This is a genomic window from Microbulbifer bruguierae (genome assembly GCF_029869925.1).
Lineage (GTDB): Bacteria > Pseudomonadota > Gammaproteobacteria > Pseudomonadales > Cellvibrionaceae > Microbulbifer > Microbulbifer bruguierae.
Genome location: NZ_CP118605.1, coordinates 3,056,917 through 3,074,934 on the forward strand (window position 1 = coordinate 3,056,917; position 18,018 = coordinate 3,074,934).

The following is an 18,018-nucleotide window of genomic DNA, read 5'->3' on the forward strand; positions in this document are numbered from 1 at the left end:
TTGTTGCTGGAAATAGCAATAAAAAGGGGCCCGATGGGCCCCATTAAGCAAGGTGCGATGTCATTTCCGGTAGGCGCTACGCATTCGCCTTATTCGCCTTAGAAGTTGTAGCTACCGGTGAGAGCAACGGTGCGCGGTGCGCTGTAGTAGCCGGTGATCCAGTTGCCTGAGGCATAACCGGCATTGCGGTAAATTTCGTCGTTGAGGTTTTTGCCCTGCAGGGAAACCTGCCAGTTACCAGTGCCGCTGAAGTAAGTCGCACCGGCATCCACCAGGGTGACGGAGCCTACGTCCAGGGCGGTCGGTGCTGCGTAAATCTGAATACCGCTGCGGTAGGACACGGAACTGTTCATCACCAGTTCGCCACCGGCAAAATCCATGGCGTAGCTCAGCTGTGCCAATGCGGTTTTCTGCGGGCTGTACTGGAAGTTTTTCCAGACATCCGCCACGTCCACCGTGAGAATGTTTCCGGTTTCTTCTCCTTCAGCATCCAGCTCCGGTACTTTGGTCAACACCTCGAGGTAGTCCGCGTCGGTGTATCCGAGTACCACATTGGCGGTCAGGGCATCGGTGATACTGGCGAGCATTTCCAGTTCCAGGCCGCGGATTTCAGACTGGCCGGCATTGACCACCGCACTGGAGAAACCACCAGAGTCTTCGTCGAAGTTCTGCACGGTTACCTGCATGTCTTCGTAATCGGTATGGAAGGCCGCTGCATTCAGGCGAATGCGATTGTCCAGGAGTTGGGTCTTGATACCGATTTCAAAAGTTTCCGCGGTTTCCGGGTCGTAGCCCTCGGACGTGTTGGGGGTAACCGAAGCGTCTCCGCGCATATCGAAGCCGCCACTCTTGAAGCCGGAGCTGAAGCTGCCGTACATCATGGTGTCTTCGTTGAACTGGTAGTTCACGCCGGCCTTGGGTGAGAACTGGCTCCAGTCCTTGCTGTTGCTGTAATCGGTCAGCGGATCGCCGAAGGTATCCGGAAGCGCCGGAGTACCGTCGTAATGATCGGCAAACATCGGTGAGTAGACACCGGCGTAATTTGCCTTGAATACCCGTGCGGATTTTTCATCGCTGGTGTAGCGGCCGCCGAGGATCATGTTGAGTTTGTCGGTGAGGGCATATTCGTAGTTGGCGTACACGGCCAGACTTTCGGTATCCACGCTGCCGCTAACGTTCTGGGTCAGGCCGACCGGTACAGTGCCGGCGGGCCAGCCAAATACGGCGTTGAAATCAACCGTGCCAAGGACCGCGTCAAAGCCGCCCTCCGCGGTGCCTTCGTAATAGTAAATACCAGAGACCAGATTGAATTTGTCTCCGCTCCAGTTGAGCTGGAATTCCTGGGTGAACTGGTCGTCCTTGTAGTAGGCGGGAACATCGAAGTCCGTGCGGTTGATCGAGTCGAAGTCGATGTTGGTAACGGTGTCACCGGTACGCGAAGCGGTAATCGACTTCAGGGTAATGGCGTCTGAAACCTGCCACTCTACCGTTGCGGAGGCGCCACCGGTCTCTACCGAGTTGTCCGGGGACATGTTGGAGCGGTGGTCGTAGACATTGTCGAGCGGCTTTTCCGGGCCGGTCGGTGCATCGAACATCAGGTGACCAAAGCGCGCATTGGAATCATCAATGGTGCTGTCCGCCGCGAGGCGGATAAACCAGTCCTCGTTCGGGGTGATTTCCATGGATACGCGGGCGCTGGCAATTTTCTTGTTGTAGTTTTCGGCACCGGTGAGGATGTTCTCACCGAAGCCGTCACGGTGGTAAGTGGCCACAGCACCACCCAAGGCGACCTTGCTGCCGAGGCCAACCTGTCCACTCAGGATCAGATCGCGCTGGTTATAGGAGCCGACGCCACCGCGAATCTTGAACTCGTTTTCACCGGTCATTTTTTTGGTGACATATTTCACCGCGCCGCCGATGGTGTTCTTGCCGTACAGGGTGCCCTGGGGGCCGCGCAGTACTTCGATACGCTCCACATCAAACACATCCATCACCGCACCCTGGGGGCGGGCCACGTAGATGTCGTCCACATAGATACCCACACCCGGCTCGAAGCCCCACAGGGGATCCTGCTGACCGATACCGCGGATATAGGCGGTCAGGGTTGAGTTGGTACCGCGGCTCACCTGCAGGGTGGTATTGGGGGTGAGCTTTTGAATGTCGGTCAGGTCGGCAACGCCGTTTTCGATCAGCGCGTCTTCGCCGAATGCGGTTACCGCAACCGGGACTTCCTGCAGCGACTGTTCGCGCTTCTGCGCGGTTACCGTGACTTCTTCCAGGGCTTTGTCAGCGTAAGAAAAGCTGGCACCGCAGGCGAGCATGATGCCTACGGCGAGGGGATTGAACGTTATTGTTTTGCGCATGGCTCTCTCCGATCACCAGTTTATGGTTATTTTTAGTTTCGGATCTGCACTCTAGCCGTTGTCTCGGTCCCTGCCTGCTAGACCAAGGTATGACGAGCGTGGCGCACGGCGGGCAGGACAAAAAACAGGCTATCGGGTAATCTTTCTATATAAACAGAATAATGAAAGAGGCGCCAATTGTTCAGCCTTTCCCTACTGGCCGCCGTGGGCCTGAGCTACCTGCTGTTGCTGTTTGCCATCGCCTTCTGGGGTGACCGGCTGCCGGTGACGCGTATTCGTCCGGTCAAGCCCCTGTTACTGGCACTCGCCGGTACCTACACCAGTGCCTGGATGTTTTTTGGCACCTCCGCGCAGGCTGTGGAGGAGGGCTGGCTGTTGCCGCCGACGTTTGTCGGCGCCAGCCTGATGCTCATTTTCGGCGCGCCGCTGCTGATGCGTTTTGTGCGACTGTCCAAACAGCAGGGTTCCACCTCCATTGCCGACTTTATCAGCGCCCAGTTCGGTGGCTCCCCGTGGCTGGCGGCGGCGGTGGCGCTGCTGGCGGTGGTGGCGATCGTGCCCTACCTGTCGCTGCAGCTGCGCGCGGTGGCCGACAGCTTTCTGCTGTTGACCGAGAGCGGCGAGCGCGGTGAGATCAGTGCGTCGGTGGTGACCGCGGTGGTAAGTGTGACCCTCGGCCTGTTTGCACTGCTGTTTGGCACCCGCCATATCGACAGCAGTGTGCACAGGAACGGCATGCTGCTGGCGGTAGCCTTCGAGGCGCTGGTAAAAATCGGCGCGTTGGTGGCAGTCGCCTGGTTCGTGCTGTCGAGCGCATTTGACGGCGCCGCGGATCTCACCCGCAGTGCCCTGGCCAGTGAGAAGGTGGCGGCTATCGCAGCGTCCCGTCCGGGAGATACCGGCTTTTTCGCGGTGGTGATACTGGGGATGGCGGCGATTTTCTGCCTGCCGCGACAGTTCCATATCCTGATGATCGAGAGCGACGACGAGCGCGATATCGGGCCAGTGCGCAAACTGATTCCGGTATATCTCGGTATTCTGTCCGTCGCGATTCTGGTGGTGGGCTACGGCGGTCTGCTGTGGCTGCCGGAAGGCTATGCCAACCCCGAGCGCTTTGTACTGGGGCTGCCGCTGGAAAGCGGCAAGTCGTGGCTGGCGCTGCTGGCTTTTATTGGCGGCCTCTCCGCCGGGTCCAGCATGGTGATCATCGCGACTATCGCCCTGTCCACCATGATTGCCAACACCATGGTGGTTCCCTGGTGGCTGCGGCGCCTGCAACAGCGTCCGCTGGACCAGGTGCTGGGCAGCGATCTGCGGCGGGTGCGCCGTGCCATTATTGGCCTGTTGATGCTGGCCGCGTTCAGCTTTAACGAGATGATTGGTTCCGGGGTAAGCCTCGGCACTTTCGGACTGCTGTCACTGGCGCTGGTGGCACAACTGGCACCGGCGATGGTCGCGGCGGTGACCTGGCCCGCGCGCTGGCCACGACTGCGCGCGCTGGGGGTGATTACCGGGCTGGGCCTGGGGGCGCTGGTGTGGGCGCTGTCTGCACTGCCCGCCGCGCTCGGCTACCGCTGTCTGATCGGCGACTTTTTAGGGCTCGACTGGAGCCCGCTCACCATCAGCTGCCTGTTTGGCCTCGGGCTCAACAGCGCTGCGCTTGTGGCCGTTTCCCTGCTGCAGGGGCGCTGGCTGCCGGGAACCAGTGTGGCCGCTGCGGCGCCTGTGGATAAAGTGCGCCTGCGTCAGTTGCTGGCGCGGTTTGTGGGTGAAGATGCGGCAGACCGCGCCCTGGCGCCGCTGCTCAAACGCGCGCAGGGACAGGAGACGGCTGCAGGCGAAGGGGTGCAGGGCCACGCCGGGACCGCCCATGGCTATCGCGATGCGGTGGAAAAAATCCTCGCCGGCATTGTCGGCAGCACCAGCGCCCAGCGCCTGGTGCGCCAGCTCAGCGAGCCGGACACCAGCGCGCAACAGCTCGATCAGGCCTCGGACATCTACCAGTTTGGCCGCGGCCTGTTGCAGAGCAGCATCGACAATATCGACCAGGGCATTTCCGTGGTGGATGCCAACCTCAACCTGGTAGCCTGGAACCGCCGCTATCTGGAACTGTTCCACTACCCTCAGGAGATGATCTATGTGGGGCGGCCGGTGGCCGAGCTGGTGCACTACAACGCCAGCCGCGGTGAGTGTGGCCCGGGGGACGTGGAGGAGCTGGTGCAGAAGCGGGTGGAGCATCTGCGCAACGCTACCGCCTACCGGGTACAGCGTCATCGCACCGACGGCACGGTACTGGAAATTCGCGGCAACCCGTTGCCGGGAGGTGGCTTTGTCACCACTTACACCGATGTATCCGACTATCAGCGGGCGCTGGCGGAGCTGACTGAAATCCGCAACTCCCTGGAAACCAAGGTGGCGCAACGCACCGCGGAGCTGGAAAGTGTTAACGAAGAGCTGCAGGGGCTGAACCGGGAGCTTTACGCCGCCAGTGCCGGCAAGACCCGCTTCCTCGCTGCCGCCAGTCACGACCTGGTACAGCCGCTCAACGCCAGCCGACTGTTTATCGATGCTCTTGCGGCGCACCCTCTGGAGGAGGCCAGCCGGCAACTGCTGACCCGTGCCGACCGCGCGCTCTCATCGGCGGAGCAGCTGATTACCGATATGTTGCAGATCGCGCGCATGGATGCCGGTGACATCAAGCCCAGTTTCGCGCCGGTTTCCCTCGACAGCATTCTCGACGATGCCGTATCCCAGGCCCGTCCCGCGGCCAGCGCGCGGGGCATCCGCCTGCGCTGCCGGCACAGCCATTTGTGGGTGCAAAGCGATGAAAAAATGTTGCGTCGTGTGGTGCAGAACCTGCTGGATAACGCGGTCAAATACACCGCCCGCGGCGGCGTGCTGATCGGCGCCCGCCCCAGTACTGGCGGTGTTTCGCTGGAAGTCTGGGACACTGGTGAGGGCATCGCGGCGGATCAGCAACAGGCTATTTTCCGCGAATTCTGCCGGTTGACCCCAAAACATTCCGCGGGTGAGCGGCAGCACGGTTACGGACTCGGCCTTGCCACCGTAGAGCGCTTGTGCCGTCTGCTCAACGCGCCGATCAGCCTGGCATCGGAACCGGGTCGCGGCAGTGTGTTCAAAATCCGCCTGCCGCGCGCCGCTGCCAGGGGCGCGTCCCCGCGCCCGGCCGGCCTGCTTGCAGGAAGCGGTAGCCGACTGAATTTGCGGATTCTGTGTGTGGACAATGAGCCCTCGATTCTGGAAGCGATGACCGCCCTACTCGGCGGCTGGGGTTGCTCGGTGCACTGCGCACAGAACCGCGCGCAAGCGCTATTGGCACCCCAACCCGATCTGTTGCTGATGGACTATCACCTCGACGACGGCGACAACGGCCTTGATCTGGCGGCGAAGCTATTGGCGAACTGGGATCGCAATGTGCCCTGCGTGATCATCTCCGCGGAAAATACCAACGCGGTGAAGGCGCGCGCGCACAGCGCCGGCTGGCAGTTCTTGCAGAAACCCCTGCGTCCGGCGGCCTTGCGTGCGCTGCTGCAACAGCGGCAGAAGGTTACGCCGATTGCGACCAAGGTCGTATAGCGATGGGGGTGCTCGGCACGCACCCTGTATTCGTAGAGGTTCGCCTGCAGGCAGGCTCCTACGGGGCTCGTTGTAGGAGCCTGCCTGCAGGCGAACCGAAAATAAGGTGTTTGAGAGAAAAAAGGTTTTATAACAATGAAAAAATACCTGTTGGAAATACTGATGTTCAGCGCCTACGCGTTGTTCGCTGCCAGCTGGGTGTCTGGTGCCATCCTGACTCCCACGATCCAGTCCTCGTTCGGAGAGGAAGGTTTCGCCAGCGCCACCTGGGGCAGCAACGTCATCACCCTTGCCAAGATCGTCGGCAACCTGGCCGCTGCGGCATTACTGATGCGCCTCGGTACCAAACGGGCCTTTACCCTGGCGATGGTGTTGATCGCCGCCGGTGGCCTGGGGGCGCTGGCGGGCAGCTACGGCGGTTGGCTGGCATCGCGCCTGGCGCTGGGCCTCGGCGGCGCACTCGCCATCGTGTATTTCGCGCCGGTGGTAATGCACTACTTTTCCGCCGAAGAGCGGCCCCTGATCAACGGCATCAATGCCGCCGCGTTCAATACCGGCAACCTGCTCGCCCTGCTTTCCACGACGCTACTCACTGCATGGCTGGGCAGCTGGCAATCGGTGGTTGCGCTTTACGGTGTGATGGTGGTGGCGCTGGGTATTCTGTGGTGGCTGAGCGCAGAAGACTTCCCGCTTTCCGGCAGCAGCGACAAACCTGCAGAGAACTACGGTCTCAGGCAGGGGGTAGGTGAGGGGTTCAACTGGTGGCTACCACTGGCGTATTGCGGGGTACTGTTCTGCTACATCGCGGTATTTGCGCTATTTCCGCTCATCGACGGTTTTGCGGTGGCCAGCAGTCATCTATCCGCGGTTATGATCGCCGCGGGTATGGTGGGTACCGTTGCCGGCATTATTGTCACCAAACGCTATCCTTTGCGCCTGCCGGTGTTGCGCTATGCGGGCCTGGCGCTGGTGGGCTTTGCCGCGCTGATGGTTACCAGCCGCGAGCCAATCATCGCCTACGGTGCCGCGGCACTGGCCGGCTTCTGTATGTTTTTACCAATGACCGCGCTGGTGACTCTGCCGCAGGAATTACCCGGCATGACGCCGGCAAAAATTACCGTCACTTTCGCCATGTTCTGGTCGATTTCCTACGGTGTGGAAACGGTACTGATGTATGGCGCTGGCGTACTGGCAGATGTTACCGGTGAGCCTGCAACCGCCGCCTATTTTGCCGTGGCCTGTTCTGCTTCCCTGTTTGTGTTTTCATTCCTGCTGCCGGAGAGCGGCAAGAAACCAGTAACGGGAAATCTGGAGGTCGACAATGCGGCAGCTTGATCCAAAACTCGAAGAATGGCTGGCGGCAGTAAACGCGCAGATTGCGCAATTGAAGGCCGACGGTTTTGAGCCCACTCCGGTCAATGCCCGCGAGAGCCTCGCCAACCTGACACGCGCCTTTGTCGATCCCGGCCCACAAAAAATGGTGGTGACAGATACGCTGGTACGCGGTGGTGAATATTCTGTGCCGGTTCGAATTTACCAGCCGCAGGATTACATCAAGAGTACGGCAGAAGGTGCGGCAATTATTTACTGTCACGGCGGCGGCCATATGGCCGGTAGCGTGACGGTTTACGATCCTATTTGCCGCCGTGTCGCGGAGGCGTGCAAACGCCCGGTGATTTCCGTGGAATATCGCCTGGCTCCGGAAAATCCTTATCCCGCAGCGCTGAATGACCTGATCAGTGTGGTGCGAAATCTTGGGGCCACACTCGACCGCAAGGGTATTCCCCACAATGGTCGCTGGATCCTGATGGGCGATTCCGGCGGTGGCGCACTCTGCGCTTCTGCCAGTCGTCTGTTGCAGCACCAGCCACACACGATCGACGCCCAGGTGCTGATTTATCCGAGCCTGGATTACACCATGCAGTTGCCGTCTATCGAGGAAAATGGGCGAGGCTATCTGTTGGAGAAGGAAAAAATCCTGTGGTATTTCGAGAATTATTTTCAGGGCGCGGAAAATCCCTGGTTGACCTCACCTTTACACGGTGAATTCACCGAAAACATGCCGGCCACTTTGGTGGTCACTGCAGAATTTTGTGCGCTACGGGATGAGGGTGTGGAGTACGTACACAAGGTGCGCGAAGGCGGCGCCAATGCGGAACAACTGCATTTTGACGATATGATTCATGCGTTTTTGAATATTGAGAGTCTTGTGCCTGATGCGTGTGGTCGGGTGTATCGGCACGTTGCTGAGTATTTGCAGGGCGTCTAGCTTTGTGGGGTTGGTCCGGAGCTCTGTTTCCTCTCAGTGGCGGCAGAGTTCCGGGTGCGGTTTTTCAGGACCGCTGTGGACCCATCCCCGGTGCTTTGCCGCCACCGAGTTCAAATCAAAGGTGGATGTGCTACGAAGTCCGAAACCAAAATCAGAGCTGAATCAGCGCCTGAGCCTCGCGAATCAACTGCTTTCGATCCCGTAACTCAAGCTTGCGCAAAATCGCAGTAACGTGGCTCTTGACCGTGGGTTCGGTGATATCCAGGTCGTACGCAATCTGCTTGTTCAGCATCCCCTGCGCAATCATCTGAAAAATTTTCAGTTGCTGGGGAGTCAGGTGATTCAGCTTCTCTGCCAGGTCAGATTCGCTCTCCGCCTGCAGCGCTTCCTCGCTAAACCACTGGTCACCTGCAAGCACACACTCGATACACTGCAGAATTTCATCCGGTCGCGCCGTCTTGGAAAGAAAACCGCTGGCCCCCAGCCCCGCCGCCTGCTGAATTACCGAGTGCTTGTCGCTGCCGGAAACTACCACCACCGGCACTGCCGGGAAATCGTTGCGAATCCGTGCCAGGCCACTGAAACCTTCGCTGCCCGGCATATTCAGATCCAGCAGCAAAAGATCGATTTCAGCCTGCGCCAGGCAATGTAAGGTCGAATCAAGGTCCTCGCTCTGCAGCAAGTCGGAATTGGGGAAATGGCTGGACAGTGTTGTCGCCAGCGCATCGCGGTAAAGTGGATGATCGTCGGCAATCAGCAACTGGTAATTCACGCTAGCACCCTGAAGGATAAAGGAAACGGGTGCTAGGGATACTACTGCGCGCTCCATCCACCGTCTACCGGCAGGGCCGCACCGGTAATGGTGCCGGCAAAATTACCACAGAGATACAGCGCAAGCTCGGCAATCGCCTCTGGGTTGGTGGTTTTTGCCAGGGGTTGCTTGGCGCCTACCAACAGGGCGCGGGCAGCGTCCAGATCGACCTGTTGTTCGCGAGCAATTTTTTCAATTTGCGGCTGGATCAGTGGTGTTTCCACCCAGCCAGGGCAGATCGCATTTGCGGTAATTCCCGCGTCCGCATTCTCCAGCGCCACGACTTTGGTCAAGCCTATCAATCCATGTTTCGCCGCACAGTATGCCGCCTTGTGTTCAGATGCCACCAGGCCGTGCACCGAGGCAATATTGATGATGCGTCCCCAACTGGCGGCGCGCATCGCCGGCAGCAGGTCGCGGCTGAGGAAAAAAGCTGAACTGAGGTTGATGGCCAGAATCTGTTGCCACTTGTCTGCGGGAAATTCGTGGGCGGGCGCGGTGAACTGGATACCGGCATTATTGATCAGCACCGATGGGTTGCCGATGGCCTCGCGGGTTTCTTCCACCAATTGTGCACAGCCAGCTTCACTGGCAATGTCTGCCGAACTGAAACCAGCGCCCCCCGAATAACCGGAAAATTCGTCGAGCAGCATGCTCGCTGTTTCTGCGTCCGCCAACCCGTGCAGCATGACGTGGTGACCGGCGCGGCCGAAGCAGTGGGCGATGGCCAGGCCTATCCCGCTGGTGGAGCCGGTAACGAGTACGGCGTGTGGTTGGTTCTGCTGCACGGCAAACTCCCGCAGATATTGGATGCTTATTGTTTCGGGAAATCCTAGCAGCGATAGATGTGACCGGTCTGTATGACCAAGGTATGAAATGCAGAAAGCCGCCCGCAGGCGGCTTCCATTCTTTCATTCTGTGTCGGTTCTGCATGCCGTGGTTAACGGCGATGATGTCCACCGTGGCTCGGGCGGTGCGATGGGCGATGTGAAGGCCGGTGTGAAGGCCGATGCGAGCCGTGGTAGCCGTGGCTCGGACGGTTGTGATGATATCCGTGACGGGGATAGTCGTGACGGCGGTAATAGTGACGGCCGTAATAGCGATAATTCCTGGGATAGTACCCGTGGCGGTAATACCTTGGGGATGAGTAGTAGAAGGACACATTCCCGGATGGGTAGCTATAGGGGTAGCTGTATGGATAGCTGGAATAGCCCACACTGCTGGAGCCGTAATACCCATCGGATACACAGGCACCCAATGTCAGGGTGCCGAAGACGGTGACGGCCAACAGGCCTTTCTTGATGATTCTCTGCATAACGAGACCTCCGCTGAGCTCTGACTGAGAGCTGGATTCCTGCTGCCTCCCGCGAGGCAACTCAGGACTGATAATTTGAGGGGATTTGATCGGTGCGGGTTAGCGCGGCTGTTGTATGTGCGAGGTTCCCGGCATGGGACCACCGCGATACTGTCCACCCTGCCAGTAGTAATTTGGGTGGCGGATGTTGTGGCAGCGGCCATTCTGGTGGCAGTGGTAGTAGCGGCCCTGCACGCTGTAGTAGCCAGGACGTTTATTCGGATCGACAGCCGTTGTGGTGCCTGTCATGTCTTCCATACTGGTACAGCCGGAAAGCGCCAGCAGCGATGCTGCCCCCAGCACACCGGCCAGTCCTGTGAATGAGCGCTTCATGAAAACCTCCACGCCTGAGGCGGGTGAGAGTGTTTATCTATCGATTTGATTGCCAGCCCGGGGAAGGCCACAACAAATCGAAACCCAAGTGGAGGCTATTTAAGGGTCGCGGAGGTTGGATCACGAAGATTTGAGGTGAATATCAACAACCAAAAGGAAATTAAAAGAGGCGGGGATATAAAGTATTGGTGAAATTCTGGTGGCGGTGCCGCTACCGGGTGCGCTCATGTGAGACTCGCCGTGAACCCATCCCTGGGGGCTCTGCACCGCCATCCATGGCGGTGAAGGTCTCACATGAGCGCACCCGGTATCGTCACCTTCGCGAGTCGCCTTTCAGTAAAAAACGGCTATTGGAGCTTGGTCGAGTATTGTTTCAAGCCGACACCAGCTGTTGCAGCTGGTTATCCAGCAGTTGCTGAAGTTTCGGATTCAACCCGGTCACTTCGGCACCCCAGCTGGTGGTGTGGCACTGGATCCGGTTCTCCAGAGATTCATCGTCCTGCAGTTGCGGGTGCAGGGTGAGACCGCGGGACTGGCTCAGTAGCTGTTCACCGCTGAAATCGAATTTGTCCGGCCGGGTGGGCAATACCGCCAGTGCCAACTGCAGGCCGGTGGCGCGGCTGGACTGCTGCAGTCCGCGCAGTAACAAGCCCGCGCAAACCGCGCGGAATGCGGCATCCTCACCGGCAAAACCCAGCCCCACCGCAGGGCCCGCGCTGGGCAGGGGGCGGGCGTCGTAAATACGGGTGAGCAGTTGCATGCGCTTGTCCAGCTCCGTCTGCAGGTTTTCCAGTGCGCTGCGTGACAACTGATTGCCCAGCTGTGCCCAGTTCAGTGGGCGCAGGTAGAGGCCGGCGGTTACTTCCGGTGGCGGCTTGGGCTGGGCCTTGGGGACGATCAGCGGCGTGCGCTTTTGGGGTTGGCTGGACGGTAACTGAAATGCCGTCAGGGCGCAGGCGGCACTGAACGGCAAGGCGAAGATCAGACACAGCAGCAGGCTGGCCCAGGGGTAGCCGACCACCGCCCCGGGCTGGATATTCAGTGCCACGCTGCCGGCCAGGCTGTCGTGCAGCACGACTGGCTCGGTGATCATCTCTCCCCGCTCGCGCTCCCCCGCCTGGGCCAGGGGGCTCGAATCCACGTCCTGAATGGTAACCCCGTACACCGCGGGCAGCGCCAGTGTCTGCTGGGCCAGCATCTGCAGGCTGATGCGGTCGCCGGCCACGATCTGTTCCAGGCTCTGGCTCGCCAGCAGTTTGGCCGCCGCCTGCGCACTGGCCCTGTCGCGGAGCTGCGCGGCTTGTTTCTGCTGGCCATAGGCGTGCCCGAGGGTGGCGAGGCAGAAGCCCGCGAGGCTCACCCAGATGGTGGCGGCGAGCAGCTGTCGCTGTTGTGTGTGACTCAGGCTGCGCAGCCACTGGGGCAGGTTGCTGAGCAGATCGGACAGGCTGGTGAAGAGTTTTTTCATCTTGTTATTGGTGCTGGTGTTGATGCGTGTGCAGAACAGGCTCTGATTTTATCCCACTTCTTCAGGGAAAAAAGGCGCCGGGCTATAATGCGCGGCCTATGTCCGGGCCCCCGCGGTCTGCCAATCGAAAACCCAGCAAGAGTCAGTCATGGACGCCAACGCTCAATTCCCCGATTTTGCCCCCCTGGCCACCCTGTGTCAGCAGAGTTTTTCCCTGCCGGTCGCGGAGGCTGTGCCGGCTGCGGTTACCGCGCCCTGGTGCCTCACCTTGCTGGCGGTGGAAGTTGAAGCGGCGCAGCTGCACAAGCTCGCAGAGTTTTTACGCGAGTGCCACTGGCAGCCGACTGCTGTGGATATTCTCGCCGCCCGTCCCGGGTGCAATGTGGTGCGCCTGCAGCTGGATGGGGACATCGCTTTCAACGCGGCGCGACTGGCGCTGCTGGAGCTTGGGCTGGAGTTGGGGCTGGAGCTGGTGTTGCAGCAAGGTCATACCCAGCGCGCGCCGAAACTTGCCTGCTTCGATATGGACTCCACCCTGATTCAGGCAGAAGTCATCGATGAACTGGCGAAGATCGCCGGGGTTGGCGACCAGGTTGCGGAAATCACCCTGTCCGCCATGCGCGGTGAGCTGGATTTCCAGCAGAGTTTCCGCAAGCGGATGCGCCTGCTGAAAGGGTTTACCGAAGCCAGCCTGGCGGAAATAGCCCCGCGAATTCCCATTATGCCGGGTGCCCAGCGCCTGCTCCTGGCGCTGCGCGCCCTGGGCTGTAAAACCGCGATTCTTTCCGGTGGCTTTACCTACTTTGCCCACTACCTGCAGGACAATCACCTGGCGGTAGACTTCGTGCATGCGAACCAGCTGGAGTTCGATGGCGGTGCCCTGACCGGTGGGGTGATTGATCCGATTGTGGACGGTGCGCGCAAGGCGCTGTTGTTGCAGGAGATCGCATCGGATCTGGGACTATCGCTGGACCAGGTAATTGCTGTGGGCGACGGCGCTAACGATTTGCCGATGCTGTCACTGGGTGCACTGGGCATCGCGTTTCACGCCAAGCCCAAGGTCCGCGCAGAAGCGCCGCAGGCGATTGATGGCTTTGGTCTGGATGCGGCACTGTATCTGTTTGGTCTGAGCGACGGTCAGATCAGTGCACTGCTGGAGGCGTCTGCTCAGTAGGGGTGGATGAGGCTGACAATGGGGGGCAGGTCAGCGGTCACGCTGGCGAACGGCATCGGTGGCTTGCTGCGCTCGCGCTGGCCGTCCCGATAACAGACCTGCTTGCTACAGGCGACCATGGTCAGCAGCAGTGAAATCAGTGCAATGACGGCGAGAAGTCGCTTACCCGTGAACATGGTGGGTTCCCTGTTTGCGATGTTCTGGTCTTCCAGTGTGATGCCAATTAGACGACGTCAAACCTGAAATGGTTGCGGTGGCTGTTGGCAAAGAGTGCACGAGATTAAGAGAAAAGCGCCGGCTACGATAGTCCGGCGCGAACATTAGTGCCAATCAATCCTGTTTTTGCGCCGGGTGAGCGGCATCCAGCGCATCTACCTCCCGCGCCACCTGCCCCGGCGACCCGGTGCGTCTCGCCAACACGTCGTAGGCCACCGGCACGATGTACACGGTGAACAGCGTCGCCGCCAGCACCCCGAACAAGACCACGGTACCGATCACCGCGCGGGTCTCGGATCCCGCGCCAGCGGAGAGCAACAGCGGAAGTGAGCCTGCGGCGGTGGTGATACCGGTCATCAGGATCGGGCGCAGACGGGTTTCCGAGGCCTGGCGCAGGGCCTGGCCGAACGCCACACCCTGATCTCGCAACTGATTGGCGAACTCCACGATCAGAATACCGTTCTTGGCCGCCAGCCCCACCAGCATGATCAGCCCCACCTGGCTGTAGATATTCAGCGATTGGTTGGTCAGCAGCAGCCCCGCCAGGGCACCGGCCATCGCCAGGGGCACGGTGAACATGATCACCAGCGGGTGCACGAAACTCTCGAACTGGGCGGCGAGTACCAGGAACACCACCAGTGCGCCGAGCAGGATGGCAAACAGGATGGTGTTGCCGGAGTCCTGGAAGCTCTTCGACTGGCCCTTGTAATCGATCACCGGTGTGCCCTCGAGGTTTTCATCCACCAGCTGGTTCAGGTAGGCCAGCGCTTCACCCAGCACCAGGCCGTCGGCCAGGTTGGCGTCGAGGGTGATGGAGCGCACTCTGTTGTAGCGTTGCAGCTGCGGTGAGTCTGCGTACTCGCTGACTTCCACCAGACTCTGCAGCGGGATCAGCGCGCCGGTGGTGGTGGAGCGCACGTACAGGTTTTCAAGGCTGTCGGGGGTGCGCTGCATGTCGCGCTCCCCTTCGAGGATCACGTCGTACTCCTCGCCGTTGTTGATAAAAGTGGTGGCGCGCAGGGAGCCGAACATGGTCTGCAGGGTGCTGCCCACATCGCTGATCTGAACGCCGAGGTCCGCGGCGCGCTCGTAGTCCACATTGATACGCAGCTGCGGCTGGGTTTCCTTGTAGTCCCAGTCGATGCCCTGCAGTCCCGGGTTGGAGGCTTCGATGGCGGCGTTCAGCTGGTCGCGCCACTGGGTGAGCTGCTGGTAACTGCTGCCGCCGATGACAAACTGCACCGGCTTGCCGAGCCCGCCGCCAAAGCTCTGGCGCATTACCGGGAAGGCGCGCACGCCACTCAGGTCACTCACAGATTCCCGTACCTGGTTCATCAGATCAAACGCCGATGGGCGTTCACCCCAGGGGGCCAGGGTGAAAATCACCATGCCGGAATTGAAGGTGGCGGAGGTGCCGAAGGAGCGCGGAGAGCGCACCAGCAACCGGCGTACATAGCCCTTCTCCACCAGCGGCATCATGCGCTCTTCGATGGTATCCATATATTCCTGCATGTACTGGTAACTTGCCCCCTCGGGACCATTGACCAGCAGGAAGAAGGAACCGCGGTCTTCGCGCGGGGCGTATTCGCTGGGAATCAGGCGGAACGACAGTGCGGCGAATACCATCACCGCCACAAACACACAGCCGGCGACCCAGTGCTTGCGCAGGATAAAGTCCAGCCCGCCGCGGTAGCGGTGCTGGATGCGGGTCAGCGCGTTATCCATAAAGCGGGTGGCCGCATTGTGTCCGTCGTTCGGTCGTAGCAGTTTCGCGGCGAGCATCGGCGACAGGGTCAGTGCGGTGATGGAGGAAAAGATCACCGCCGCAGACATGGTCAGTGCGAACTCGGAAAACAGTCGGCCGATATCGCCCTCAAGGAAGGTGATCGGCACGAACACCGCCACCAGTACCAGGGTGGTGGCCACCACCGCAAAGCCCACCTCGCGCGCGCCACGATAGGCCGCCAGCAGCGGCGGCTCGCCGTATTCGTCCATGCGCCGGAAGATGTTTTCCAGCACCACAATGGCGTCGTCCACCACCAGGCCGATGGCCAGTACCAGCGCCAGCAGGGTGAGCAGGTTAATACTGAATCCGAAGGCGTAGAGCAGGATGGAGGTGGCGATCAGGGACACCGGTACCGTCACCGCCGGTACCAGAGTTGCGCGCCAGTTGCCCAGGAACAGGTAGATCACCAGGGTCACCAGAATGACCGCGATCACCAGGGTGGCGTACACCTCCTTGATCGCCTCGGACACAAACACCGACGCATCGTAACTCTGGCTGAGGCGCATGCCTTCCGGCAGGGTCTTGTTGACCTTCACCATCTCCGCCTTGGCCGCTTCCGCCACCGCGACGATATTGCCGGTGGACTGGCGGGTGATGCCGATGCCCACCATCGGCTCGCCGTTGCCGCGGAAGGTGGAGCGCTCTTCGGCGGAACCCAGTTCTACCCGCGCCACATCGCCGAGGCGTACCACGTGGCCGCTCTCCCCGGTGGCTACTGCCAGGCGCGCGAAGTCCTCGGCGCTCTGGAACTGGCGCTGCAGACGCAGGGTGAACTGGCGATCGGTGGACTCCATATAACCCGCCGGCAGCTCGCGGTTTTCCGCGCGCAGTGCCCGTTCGATATCCGCGCTGGTGACGTTGTGCGCGGTCATCGCGCCGCGGTCTAACCAGATGCGCATGGCGAAGTCTTTGGCCCCACCCACCCGCACCCGCGCCACACCGTCCAGCACCGAAAAACGGTCCACCAGGTAGCGGTTGGCATAATCGGTGAGTTCCGGCACCGTCATGCGGTCGGAGGTGAGGTTCAGCCAGATCACCACGTCGTCGCTGCTGTCGACTTTTTCGATTTCCGGTGGGTCCGCTTCCACCGGCAGGTTGTTCATCACCCCGGAAACCCGGTCGCGGATATCGTTGGCCGCGCCGTCCACATCCCGGTTGATATTGAATTCGATGGAAATCCGCGAGCGCCCGTCGGTGCTCGAGGAGGTCACTGTCTTGATGCCCTCGACACCGGCAATACGATCCTCGATCAGACGGGTAATACGGGTCTCGACAATATCCGCGGAGGCGCCCGGATAGTTGGTGTTGATGGAAACAACCGGCGGATCGATATCGGGATATTCCCGCAGCGCCAGCCGGTCGAAACTGATCAGGCCGAACACCACCAGCAGCAGGGACAGTACCAGTGCAAAGACCGGGCGTTTGATCGCCGTATCACTGATGATCATTGGCTGGCCGCTCCGTTTTCCGCTGGTAGCGAAACCGCCTGGCCGTCGCGGATATTCAGCGTGCCGCGGGTTACTACCTGCTCACCCTGGGAAAGTCCGGCAAGCACTTCCACCTTGCCCAGGTAGCGGTGGCCGATCTGTACTTTGCGGCGCTGCACCATATGTCCGCCTTCGGTTTTCTTCACCACAAACACCGACTGCTCGCCGGCCAGCGGCACCAGCGCCGCTTCGGGGATGGTCAGCGCTTCCCGCGGATTGCTGATGATACGCACCCGCAACAGCATGCCTGGCTTGAGCTGGCCGTCGGGGTTGTCGAGGCGGCCGCGCACGGTAAAGGCGCGGGTCTGCGGGTCCACCCGCGCTTCGACGATCATGACCTCGCCGTTGAATATCCGCTCGGGGTGGGCCTGACTGACGGCTTCTATTTTCATGCCGCCTTGAATCGCCGACAGTTGTCGCTCGGGTACGGTGAAGTCCAGTTTCAGGCGGTCGATGTCCTGAATGGTGGTGATTTCTGTGGTGGGCGTTGCCAGGCTGCCGACACTGATATTGCGCAGTCCCAGCTGCCCGTCAAAAGGGGCGCGGATAATGCGGTCGTCGATGCGCGCCTGCAGGCCGTCGATCAGGGCGCGGGTCTCCGCCACCTGGGTTTCAGCCGCTTCCAGCTGTTCGCGGGTGCTGAGGTTTTTGCCCACCAGCCCGCGCAGGCGTTTTGCATCCCGTTCGTAACGCTGCAGTGTGGCGCGGGCTCCGGCCAGTTCTGCCAGCTCCTCGCCGTGGCTCAGCTCCACCAGCACGTCGCCGGCCTTGACCCGCTGCCCACTGGCAAAATGGATGCGGCTGATATGTTCGGTCACCCCTGCGCGCAGGGAGACAAACTCCCACGCCCTGGCCGTGCCGAGGGCTTCCACCGGGTTGGATATCTGCTCCAGCTCCACGGTTGCCGCGCGCACCGGCACCGGTGTGTTGTCGGTGCTCTGGGCCAGCAGAGAAACGGGAGAGGTGACGGTAAGGAGCAACACGCAGCAGGCTGCGATGCGTCTGGATACAGTTCCGAAGGCGCGAGTCATTTTCATGATGACGGGAAATACCTGATGGTCGAAGGCTTTATTTTGGATTGAGTACAGGAAAGTTTGGCACCAGGTGCAACAACTTTCGGGTCTTTCGAATGCCGTCGAAAGACGGCAAACGATCTTACA

The 18,018-nt window shown here is 60.4% G+C and carries 13 protein-coding genes; 4 read left to right on the forward strand and 9 right to left on the reverse strand.

Annotated features, from left to right (window positions below):
* Positions 1-98 precede the first annotated feature (98 nt).
* Positions 99-2,363, reverse strand: a complete 2,265-nt coding sequence (locus PVT68_RS12820) for a TonB-dependent receptor (RefSeq protein WP_280318646.1) — start codon at positions 2,361-2,363, stop codon at positions 99-101.
* Positions 2,364-2,540: 177 nt separating this feature from the next.
* Here PVT68_RS12820 and PVT68_RS12825 point away from each other — a divergent pair, with 177 nt between their 5' ends.
* From PVT68_RS12825 to PVT68_RS12835, 3 genes are all read left to right on the forward strand, one after another.
* A complete protein-coding gene (locus PVT68_RS12825) occupies positions 2,541-5,960 on the forward strand; it encodes a hybrid sensor histidine kinase/response regulator (protein ID WP_280318648.1) in 3,420 nt (1,139 codons plus the stop codon).
* A 135-nt stretch (positions 5,961-6,095) separates the two neighbouring features.
* On the forward strand, positions 6,096-7,295 hold the full coding sequence (locus PVT68_RS12830; RefSeq protein WP_280318650.1) for an MFS transporter: 1,200 nt from the start codon (positions 6,096-6,098) through the stop codon (positions 7,293-7,295).
* Complete coding sequence (locus PVT68_RS12835; protein ID WP_280318652.1) at positions 7,282-8,229, forward strand: alpha/beta hydrolase; 948 nt, start codon at positions 7,282-7,284, stop codon at positions 8,227-8,229. The genes PVT68_RS12830 and PVT68_RS12835 overlap by 14 nt, the downstream gene beginning before the upstream one ends.
* A 151-nt stretch (positions 8,230-8,380) precedes the next feature.
* Here PVT68_RS12835 and PVT68_RS12840 read toward each other — a convergent pair whose 3' ends face one another.
* From PVT68_RS12840 to PVT68_RS12860, 5 genes are all read right to left on the reverse strand, one after another.
* The gene (locus tag PVT68_RS12840; protein ID WP_280318654.1) at positions 8,381-9,001 is read right to left on the reverse strand and encodes a response regulator transcription factor; all 621 of its coding nucleotides are present in this window, start codon (positions 8,999-9,001) and stop codon (positions 8,381-8,383) included.
* 41 nt (positions 9,002-9,042) lie between these two features.
* Positions 9,043-9,828, reverse strand: coding sequence for a 3-hydroxybutyrate dehydrogenase (locus PVT68_RS12845; protein WP_280318655.1), 786 nt, complete (start codon positions 9,826-9,828; stop codon positions 9,043-9,045).
* A 152-nt stretch (positions 9,829-9,980) separates the two neighbouring features.
* A complete protein-coding gene (locus PVT68_RS12850) occupies positions 9,981-10,355 on the reverse strand; it encodes a hypothetical protein (RefSeq protein WP_280318656.1) in 375 nt (124 codons plus the stop codon).
* A 99-nt stretch (positions 10,356-10,454) separates the two neighbouring features.
* Positions 10,455-10,727 carry a hypothetical protein gene (locus PVT68_RS12855; RefSeq protein ID WP_280318658.1) on the reverse strand — a complete coding sequence of 91 codons (273 nt, stop codon included), beginning with the start codon at positions 10,725-10,727 and terminating at the stop codon, positions 10,455-10,457.
* A gap of 373 nt (positions 10,728-11,100) precedes the next feature.
* On the reverse strand, positions 11,101-12,195 hold the full coding sequence (locus PVT68_RS12860) for a hypothetical protein (RefSeq protein ID WP_280318659.1): 1,095 nt from the start codon (positions 12,193-12,195) through the stop codon (positions 11,101-11,103).
* 148 nt (positions 12,196-12,343) lie between these two features.
* On the opposite strand from PVT68_RS12860, the gene serB reads away from it, so the two are divergent.
* Positions 12,344-13,369, forward strand: coding sequence for a phosphoserine phosphatase SerB (gene serB, locus PVT68_RS12865; RefSeq protein ID WP_280318661.1), 1,026 nt, complete (start codon positions 12,344-12,346; stop codon positions 13,367-13,369).
* On the opposite strand, the gene PVT68_RS12870 is transcribed toward serB, so the two are convergent.
* From PVT68_RS12870 to PVT68_RS12880, 3 genes are all read right to left on the reverse strand, one after another.
* Positions 13,363-13,545 carry a hypothetical protein gene (locus PVT68_RS12870; RefSeq protein WP_280318663.1) on the reverse strand — a complete coding sequence of 61 codons (183 nt, stop codon included), beginning with the start codon at positions 13,543-13,545 and terminating at the stop codon, positions 13,363-13,365. The two genes, serB and PVT68_RS12870, sit on opposite strands and share 7 nt — an antisense overlap.
* A gap of 154 nt (positions 13,546-13,699) precedes the next feature.
* Positions 13,700-16,819: an efflux RND transporter permease subunit gene (locus PVT68_RS12875; protein WP_280318665.1), complete on the reverse strand. Its 3,120-nt coding sequence runs from the start codon at positions 16,817-16,819 to the stop codon at positions 13,700-13,702.
* Positions 16,816-17,895, reverse strand: a complete 1,080-nt coding sequence (locus PVT68_RS12880) for an efflux RND transporter periplasmic adaptor subunit (RefSeq protein ID WP_280318666.1) — start codon at positions 17,893-17,895, stop codon at positions 16,816-16,818. Before PVT68_RS12880 ends, PVT68_RS12875 begins: the two co-directional genes overlap by 4 nt.
* Between the last annotated feature and the right edge of the window lie 123 nt (positions 17,896-18,018).